This window comes from Lacihabitans sp. LS3-19 (assembly GCF_024343575.1).
GTDB lineage: Bacteria > Bacteroidota > Bacteroidia > Cytophagales > Spirosomataceae > Leadbetterella.
This window is the reverse complement of the sequence record NZ_RJUA01000001.1, coordinates 580,599-589,085: the sequence shown is the minus strand read 5'-3', so window position 1 is coordinate 589,085 and position 8,487 is coordinate 580,599. Positions and strand designations below refer to the sequence as shown.

The 8,487-nt window shown below is 34.8% G+C and carries 10 protein-coding genes; 2 read left to right on the top strand and 8 right to left on the bottom strand.

Annotated elements, in window-relative coordinates; genetic code table 11:
- From EGI22_RS02370 to rplM, 6 genes are all read right to left on the bottom strand, one after another.
- Window positions 1–703, bottom strand: a 703-nt coding sequence (locus EGI22_RS02370; RefSeq protein ID WP_255066058.1) for a transposase, incomplete at its 3' end; no start/stop codon positions are given.
- A 160-nt stretch (window positions 704–863) separates the two neighbouring features.
- Window positions 864–1,445, bottom strand: a complete 582-nt coding sequence (locus tag EGI22_RS02365) for a Uma2 family endonuclease (protein WP_255066057.1) — start codon at window positions 1,443–1,445, stop codon at window positions 864–866.
- 124 nt (window positions 1,446–1,569) lie between these two features.
- Window positions 1,570–2,403, bottom strand: a complete 834-nt coding sequence (gene tsf / locus EGI22_RS02360; protein WP_255066055.1) for a translation elongation factor Ts — start codon at window positions 2,401–2,403, stop codon at window positions 1,570–1,572.
- Window positions 2,404–2,506: 103 nt separating this feature from the next.
- A complete protein-coding gene (rpsB, locus tag EGI22_RS02355; RefSeq protein WP_255066054.1) occupies window positions 2,507–3,472 on the bottom strand; it encodes a 30S ribosomal protein S2 in 966 nt (321 codons plus the stop codon).
- A 174-nt stretch (window positions 3,473–3,646) separates the two neighbouring features.
- Window positions 3,647–4,033, bottom strand: a complete 387-nt coding sequence (gene rpsI / locus EGI22_RS02350; RefSeq protein WP_255066053.1) for a 30S ribosomal protein S9 — start codon at window positions 4,031–4,033, stop codon at window positions 3,647–3,649.
- A gap of 22 nt (window positions 4,034–4,055) precedes the next feature.
- Entirely contained in the window at window positions 4,056–4,505 is a 450-nt protein-coding gene (rplM, locus tag EGI22_RS02345; RefSeq protein WP_255066052.1) for a 50S ribosomal protein L13, read from the bottom strand.
- 408 nt (window positions 4,506–4,913) lie between these two features.
- Here rplM and EGI22_RS02340 point away from each other — a divergent pair, with 408 nt between their 5' ends.
- Entirely contained in the window at window positions 4,914–5,972 is a 1,059-nt protein-coding gene (locus EGI22_RS02340; protein WP_255066048.1) for a hypothetical protein, read from the top strand.
- Between the two features lie 71 nt (window positions 5,973–6,043).
- Window positions 6,044–6,571, top strand: coding sequence for a hypothetical protein (locus EGI22_RS02335; RefSeq protein ID WP_255066046.1), 528 nt, complete (start codon window positions 6,044–6,046; stop codon window positions 6,569–6,571).
- A gap of 145 nt (window positions 6,572–6,716) precedes the next feature.
- Here EGI22_RS02335 and EGI22_RS02330 read toward each other — a convergent pair whose 3' ends face one another.
- Complete coding sequence (locus EGI22_RS02330; protein WP_255066045.1) at window positions 6,717–7,223, bottom strand: O-methyltransferase; 507 nt, start codon at window positions 7,221–7,223, stop codon at window positions 6,717–6,719.
- 25 nt (window positions 7,224–7,248) lie between these two features.
- Window positions 7,249–8,409, bottom strand: a complete 1,161-nt coding sequence (locus tag EGI22_RS02325) for a 2-isopropylmalate synthase (protein ID WP_255066043.1) — start codon at window positions 8,407–8,409, stop codon at window positions 7,249–7,251.
- Window positions 8,410–8,487: the final 78 nt, after the last annotated feature.

Below are 8,487 nucleotides of genomic sequence, written 5' to 3'. Positions count from 1 at the left end.
TTTGATCTAAAAGATTCTGATATGCATCAATTCCTTTTTTAAGTAGTTTGAGGAGTGATTTTACTCGCTTTTTGTTAGCTTTGATGCCTATTTTCCTTTTTTTAGAGAAATCTACTTGCTTAATTTTTTGTTCTTTAAACTTTGAACGAGGGATTTTTAAACGTGACAATTTGCATAGTCCTGGAATTTGCTCTTCCCAAAGAAAAGTACATGACTCCCAAAGTAGTTTTACGTCGGTTGGAAAACGCATATGCACCTCATAACAAGTAGCATCCATCATCAAAACGTTGGTGTTTTCGAGCTCACCCTTCCATGCTTCAACTAATATTTTTTGAATTTTATTCATATCACAATATTTAGCCAAATAACCTCGAACACGACTAATAAACGCATTATCACGAATAACCTCATTTAATTTTAACCGACAACCACAAAACATTTGGTAAGAAAAATTGGTCTGGAAAGCTGCCATCAGTTTTTCATCACTTAAACCAGTATAATGTTTCAAAAACATTAAGCCAAAATAACCAGCTTTTGGGAGATAAGATGGGGCTCCAGCAGGGTGCCTCTTTTCAGGAAGAACTTTAACCAAATCATCCCAAGGAATCAGCTTGTAAATTCGCCCAAGCTCAGTCGAATTATTGAAAAAATACCATTCAGGAAAAATTGGGCTATCAAAAGAAAATAATGTATTTTGCACCATATTTTAGGGAGGTAAGGTGCTCTAAAATAAACAAAAAACCCCGAATTTCCAAGAAATTGGAGGTTTTTGGGGTTTTATTTTTAAAATATAGTACTGGTAATTAGTAGGTTACGATACTTAAGGACGCCCGACTTAAACAATCTTAAAAGTAAAAATATTCTCACTTAAAAACCTTATCCAAAACCAAACTAAAACCATCAATACAAGAAGCATAAAGAGTGTCTTCAAAGGTAGTAGGTTTGTGGTTAACATATTGTCCATCAATCAAAACATACTGAAAGATAGTTTTATCTGATGGTTGGACAATCCAATATTCTAAAACTCCTGCCTTTTCATATAACTCAAATTTGTTTTTCATCTCTTTTGTAGAATTGCCTGGTGAAAGAATTTCAACAATAAGATCCGGAGCTCCTTTGCAGCCTCTTTCGTCTACCTTTTTAACATCACAAATAACACAAATATCGGGTTGAACTACTGTAAAAGTTTGATTATCTTCCTTTTCCCTTTCCAATCTTACATCGAATGGAGCATAAAATACTTCACACGGTGTTTTGTCTAAATAATTAATCAAAGCCGTACCAATGTTCCTAGAAATTCGTTGATGAGTACTGGCAGGAGCAGGTGACATTTCAAAAATTTTGCCCATAAACAGTTCAACTCTTTCTTTTATTTTCCAAGAAAAATAGTCAGCATAGCTATACTTTTTATTTAAATCTAGTTGACTTAAACTGGTTATTTCCATCTCTTTAATGTATTATTTTGTCGAACTTATAGCTAATTTACTGTTTCAAATATTTAAATCCAAAAAAAGACCCCACAAAACAATTTGCAGGGTTCTTTTATATCTAAACGCTAACAGCTAAAAATTATCCAATCTGAATTCTTTTGAAAGAAGTGATTTTCAAGCCTTTCACAGTTTTTTCAAGCAATTGAGTAATGGTCAAAGAACCATCTTTAACGAATTCTTGGTTGAGCAATGTTTGCTCTTTGTAGAATTTATTCAATTTACCCATTGCAATTTTCTCCAACATAGCTTCAGGCTTACCTTCAGCACGTGCTTGCTCTTTACCAATTTCGATTTCTTTCTCTACGATAGTTGGGTCAACGCTGTCTTTATCCAAACCTACTGGCTTCATAGCCACGATTTGCATCGCTACGTCTCTTCCTAATTCATTAACATCAGCTCCGCCAGTGTTTTCGAAAGCAACAATACCAGCTGCTTTTTTATTGCTGTGAATATAAGCAACTACTTGCTCGCCTTCAACATGATGAAATGCCGATACAACTATTTTCTCACCTATTTTACCAATTAACTCTGTAATGTTTTCTTGTACGCTTTTACCATTTTCCATAGATGTAGCTAACAATGATTCTGCATCTTTAGTATGGTGCTTAACACCAACTTGCAATATAGCATTAGCAAGATTTTTAAAATCATCAACATTTGAAACTGGCTCAGTTTCACAAGCTAATGCTAGAACTTTCGCACTTTTGCCGCTATCACTTACATCTACCAATACAACTCCTTCCGACGTTTCATTGTCAGCACGTTTAGCTGCTACCTTTTGTCCAGCTTTACGCAATACTTCCACGGCTTTGTCAAAATCTCCCTCAGCTTCAGTAAGGGCTTTTTTACAATCCATCATTCCTGATCCAGTTAATTGACGCAATTTGTTAACGTCAGCTGCTGTAATATTCATTTTATATTATTTTTTTGTAAATAAATCTTTAAGTCTTTTTTTAAAACGAACAGCCCAAAGCAATGCTTCGGGCTATTCTAAAATCATATCGAAGCGTTCTTTCTTATGCCTCAGCTTCTTCGCTTGGAGCTGCTGCTTCTGGTGCTGCTTCTTCAGCAACAACTTCTGCCACAACCTCAGCAACTTCTGCTACAGGTGCTTCTGCTACAACTTCAGCTTCAGGAGCACTTGGTGCTTCAGCAGCATCTGCTGTTTTAACTCTTTTTCTTTTTCCGCCTTCACCTTGCTCATCATCACCTCTACTTACAACTTCTCTAGCAGTGTCAACAGCTCTTTTTGCATCTTCTTCTTCTTGCAAAGCAGCAGATTCTTTATCAGTTTTTCTTTCTAAAATACCTTCTTCGATAGCCTTACCAATAGCAAGTGTTATCAAAGATACAGATTTGTAAGCATCATCATTTGCAGGAATAGCATAATCAACTATCTCAGGATTTGAGTTAGTATCACACATTGCAACAACTGGAATACCCAATCTTTTTGCTTCTGCAATAGCTAAGTGTTCACGCTTAACGTCAACAACAAAAAGTGCAGCTGGAAGTCTTGAAAGGTCAGCAACACCGCCCAACAATTTCTCCAATTTCGCCTTCTCACGGCCTAACATTAATTTTTCTCTTTTTGCAATATTTGCAGCAGTAGCCTCATCAGAAAGCATTTTGTCGATGTTTCCCATTTTCTTCAATGACTTTTTAATAGTCGAGAAGTTGGTCAACATACCACCTAACCATCTTTCAGTTACGAAAGGCATTTTAAGGCGTTTTGCTTCTTCAGAAACAATCTCTTGTGCTTGTTTCTTTGTAGCCACAAACATAATTTTTCTTCCAGAACGAACTACGCTTTTAACAAATGCCTGAGCAGCTGCTAAGCTAGTTATTGACTGATTAAGATCAATGATGTGAATACCATTTTTCTCCATAAAAATATATGGAGCCATTCTTGGATCCCACTTACGTGTAAGGTGACCAAAGTGAACACCTGCATCTAAGAGGTCCTTGTATTGAATTTGTGCCATTTGAATTGTTTAAAATGTTTTGAAAATAATTGAATTTGCAGCACAGTACATCGGGCACGATAAGCACTGTCTGGACGAGAATAAATTGTTAATTTGTTAATTCAATAATTTGTTAATGAAAAACTAAACTTAATTAGTCCATTAACGTATTGCCGAATTAACAAATTAAATCGATTAACGTTTCGAGAACTGGAATTTCTTACGAGCTTTAGCACGTCCGTATTTCTTACGCTCAACCATACGCGAGTCTCTTGTAAGGAATCCTTCTTTCTTAAGCGGAGGTCTGTTTTCCGTGTCTGCTTCGCAAAGTGCACGAGCAATTGCCATTCTAATAGCTTCTGCTTGTCCTGCGATACCGCCACCTCTTACGTTAACTTTAAGATCATATTTTCCCGTAGCATCTACTACACCAAAAGGCTGATTCAAAATAATTTGAAGCACTTCTGTAGGGAAATAAGTTGCCATCTCACGACCATTGATGGTCACGTCACCTTTACCAGGCTTCATATAGATACGTGCAACTGCTGTTTTTCTTCTACCAACGGTATTGATTACCTGCATGTTATTTTAAGTTTTTACGTTCTTATTTATTAATTTCGATAGTTGTAGGTGTTTGTGCTTGATGCGGATGCTCAGCACCTTCGTATACATAAAGATTAGTATACAATTTGCTTCCCAAACGATTCTTAGGCAACATACCTTTTATCGCCATTTCTACTACTTTTCTACCATCTTTAGCCATAAGCTCTCTTGGGGTAGCGAAACGTTGTCCACCAGGGTGGCCAGTATGACGAGTATAGACTTTATCAGTCATTTTCTTACCAGTCAAACGAACTTTCTCTGCATTAATCACAATCACGTTGTCTCCACAGTCAACGTTAGGCGTGAACGAAGGCTTGTTTTTGCCTCTTAAAATATTTACAATTTGACTAGACAAACGTCCCAATATATGATTGTTGGCGTCTATCACAACCCAATTTTTTTCTACAGTTTGGCGATTTGCCGATACTGTTCTATAACTTAATTGATCCACGAGTACTAATTTTTTACGTTAAATAATCAATTTATGAAATCAAAAGAGGACCTTACCCAATCAGTTTTTCTCTTTTTCTATCCAATTTACTTTTAATTATAAGATGCTAATTTTAAGCACTTAAAGCGAGCCGGAATTCTCACTTTTCATATAATTCACAAAGCCAAATGAGAGCGGGCAGCACTCATGTGGCGGTATTTGGGGCTGCAAAAATATTGAAAAATATTTACTAAACAAAATTTTTTGTTGATTTAGCGTAAATTATTTGTTTTTTTAAGTACTGTGAAACCTTAGATTGTAATTGGCTTCTGTGACCCTTAAATAACTTTAAAGAATTTCTCTTGGAAATTTGTACTTAATAAGGTTGATTTGGGTTTCAAGTAGATTTTTAACATAAATGAATAAACAATGAAAAATACATTAATATTCTTTGTTCTCACAATATTAATTGGCTGCGAAAACCAGAGCGAATTAGAATTCGAAAATGCCTCAAATGAATCATACTTTATTAATGATAAGTCTATAGTTAATGACGAATTTAAATCGAGAAAAATGGCTAAAGTTGATTTGGAAGCCATTAAAGTTAAAAATGGAAGGTTAATTTTCAAAGATATAGCTCACTTTTGCAATACTTTGAAAGCTATTTCAATTGATTCATCAATTAATTTCGAATCTAAGTATTTAAATTTTACCTCTTACCATTCAATTTCATCTAATGTTTTGGAATTACTGGAAAACGTAGAAAGCAAGGCGGAATATGAAAAAATAATTTCAGAAAATTTGGTTATTTTAGATATTGTCGATGATGAAGTGAAGCTTAAAAATTTATCAGACTGCGAGACCAAGTTACTGGATAAAAATTTACAAGTTTTTATTGGAAAAGCTTTGTATCAATTTGAATCTGACAGGCAATTTATTAATGTTGAGGGAAATATTGATAAAATTAAATCAGAAAAAGAGTCATTTTCGTATAATAGGGCTATTATGCCTCCGAAAAAAGCTAAAGTTAGTACATACTGTTATCCAGGAGTAGAAAAAGTTGTGAAAAATTCGGATGATGATAGAAAAAGTACATTAAATGTGCAGGCTTTAAACATTATTTTTATGTCTTATTATAATGGACCCAACAATCCTGTTACACATACTATTTGGCCAACAGTAAGAATACACACGGAAGCTGAAAAAAAAGTGTTTTTTTTGGGATGGCGTGCGTACAGTACACCACAGATATTAGAAATATATTTTGATATCACTTTCACAAATAATGAGAATAATATTTCTACTTATGTTTCTCAAAATGGAACAACTCAAACTTATTCTACATCGGGTCATTCTTACGATGTACTGGGGTCTACCTTTTATGGAGTTCTAAACCCTAATTCAATTACAGGATTATTACATTTACCTGGAACTGGGTCTCATAAAATGACTAATACTGGAATTATAAATACGATGTCATGCTATTAAGAAATAAATTTTCAGTATTAATTCTCATTTTCTCTTTTCTTGACTCTAGCGGTCAAGAAAAGAGAAAAAATTTGTACTTATCAACTGGTGTTTTTTACCCAATACAAAAAATCCAGTATGAAAATCCAGGCTTTATATTAAGGGGTGTTAATACTGTTTATGGACATTTTGTAGGCTTAGAGACTAAAAACAGGATTTCGAGTTCTAATTTCGGAGTGAACGGTTTTTTGGGATTAAATCAGTTATTCCAAAAAAATACATTTGTGGATATTAATAAAACTTCAAGTAAGTACGGGAATTATATATATCTGGACATACGAATTTCTGGAAGTTATTCAATCAAAAAGAAATACGGCTTAAACTTGGGAGCCGAATCAAATACCTTGCTTTTAAACATCAATTCAGACTATGTCAAAAATTTTAAAGAACCCAAGGTATTTGTTTTTACACCTTTCGTTAAAATTAGTAGAGACCTCTCCAATAAGAGCATAAGTCTATTTTATAATCATGGAATTACTAGTTTAGACAGAGTTACCACCGTAAGAGCGGACTTTATAATTTCGAAAATAGGCGTAGCAATGGATTTTAAATTAAAGTAGCACTTTATTTTGTTCTGTTTTCAATTTTTCTATCCACTAAATGGAGGCTTTTAGAATTATGGTTTCATTTTCATCTATACCTTTGATGCAATGATAATTCCTGTAGCCCAATGGAGGTTGGTCAATTTAAGGTCGGCTCTTTTCTTCAAAAAAAATTTAAATTCATAGCTTTTGCTGCGTGCCCTTCAGGCCAGTTTTCTTGTGGAAGCATATCGTCTACAATATATAATCCACCCTTGTTCAGCATTTCTAGCGTTTCTTCTAGCATTAGATATTTACCATGCCATGTGTCGGCAAATATAAAATCAAATTTCTCATTGAGATTGTTATTTATCCAAGCTTCTCCGTCATTTTCTATTAATGCTAATCGTTTATCATACCCTAAAAACTTATCGGCAATACCCAAAACGATTGGGTCATTATCAATACTTATTAATGAAGATGAAAAACTCATACCATCTAAAATCCATGATGTTGATAACCCAGTTCCTGTGCCCAGCTCCAAAAATCGACCCTTGGGTTTTGATGCAGCCAAAGTTTTAAGTAGAGAGCAAACATTTATATCCGAAGGCACAGTGAAACCATTCAATTCAGTTTCCTGGTTGATAGCATAGTAAGCATTCGGAACTTGCCTATTTTCGCCAAATTCCATGTTACAATTTTAAAAAAGTAATTGATTAGGCCTCTGCTTCGGCCATTTGTTTCATTAAAGTAACAAGATCTTTGTCGTTTACCTCTTTTATTTGGTCTGCAAGCTCTAAAAATTGATCATAAGTTTGATCTAATTTTTCTTTTCCTATAGTAAAACCCAAAAGCGACAAGCGGTGTTTTATGGCATGGCGGCCGCTCCTTGCAGTCAATACAATGTCAGATTTATTAATGCCCACTTCTTGAGGAGTCATTATTTCATAGTTTTGGCTATGCTTCAAGAATCCGTCTTGATGTATTCCTGAAGAATGAGCGAATGCATTTCTTCCTACTATTGCTTTGTTGGCTTGAACAGGCATACGCATGGTTTTTGCTACCAAATGACTCAACGGCGACAACATTTGGGTATTTATATCTGTATAAAAACCTAAGTCTTTGTGCACTTTCAAGGTCATTACTATTTCTTCTAATGAAGTATTACCTGCTCTTTCGCCTATTCCATTTATAGTTACTTCCACTTGTCTAGCTCCAGCTCTTACTCCTGCAATGGTATTGGCTGTTGCCATACCTAAATCGTTATGATTATGCATAGAAAGGATTGCCTTGTCAACATTTGGGACATTGTTCATCAAATAATCAACGCGGTCGTACATTTGATTGGGCAATAAATAACCCGTAGTATCTGGCAAGTTTACCACTGTAGCTCCAGCTTTGATGACGGCCTCAGTTAGTCTAGCCAAAAACTCTAAATCAGCACGACCTGCATCCTCAGCATAAAATTCTACATCTTCCACAAATGTCCTAGCATATTTTACTGCATCTACGCCTCTTTGTAGAATTTCGTCTCTATTGCTATTAAATTTATGCTGAATATGTATGTCAGAAGAACCAATACCTGTATGTATTCTTGGCCTTCTTGCTAACTTCAAGGCATCCGCTGCAACTTCTATATCGTTTTTAACAGCTCTGGTTAATCCACAAACTGTCGCATTTTCAACAACTTTAGAGATTGCCTCAACGGATTTAAAATCTCCTGGACTTGAAACTGGAAAACCTGCTTCTATGATATCTACTCCGAGTTTGTCGAGTTCTTTGGCAATCATCATTTTTTCATCCAAATTCAACTGACAACCTGGTACTTGTTCACCGTCTCTCAACGTAGTATCAAAAACATAGATTTTCTCGCTCATTTCAAAAATATTATTTTAAAATTAATCACAATGGTTTGCAAAAGTAAAGAAAATTAAGTTTGGTAATCATTTTAAAGG

Excerpts from the sequence above, each read along its gene's own strand:
- EGI22_RS02365 (WP_255066057.1), bottom strand. The coding sequence starts at position 1,445 with ATGGAAATAACCAGTTTAAGTCAACTAGATTTAAATAAAAAGTATAGC.
- tsf (WP_255066055.1), bottom strand. The coding sequence starts at position 2,403 with ATGAATATTACAGCAGCTGACGTTAACAAATTGCGTCAATTAACTGGA.
- rpsB (WP_255066054.1), bottom strand. The coding sequence starts at position 3,472 with ATGGCACAAATTCAATACAAGGACCTCTTAGATGCAGGTGTTCACTTT.
- rpsI (WP_255066053.1), bottom strand. The coding sequence starts at position 4,033 with ATGCAGGTAATCAATACCGTTGGTAGAAGAAAAACAGCAGTTGCACGT.
- EGI22_RS02340 (WP_255066048.1), top strand. The coding sequence starts at position 4,914 with ATGAAAAATACATTAATATTCTTTGTTCTCACAATATTAATTGGCTGC.
- EGI22_RS02330 (WP_255066045.1), bottom strand. The coding sequence starts at position 7,223 with ATGGAATTTGGCGAAAATAGGCAAGTTCCGAATGCTTACTATGCTATC.
- EGI22_RS02325 (WP_255066043.1), bottom strand. The coding sequence starts at position 8,409 with ATGAGCGAGAAAATCTATGTTTTTGATACTACGTTGAGAGACGGTGAA.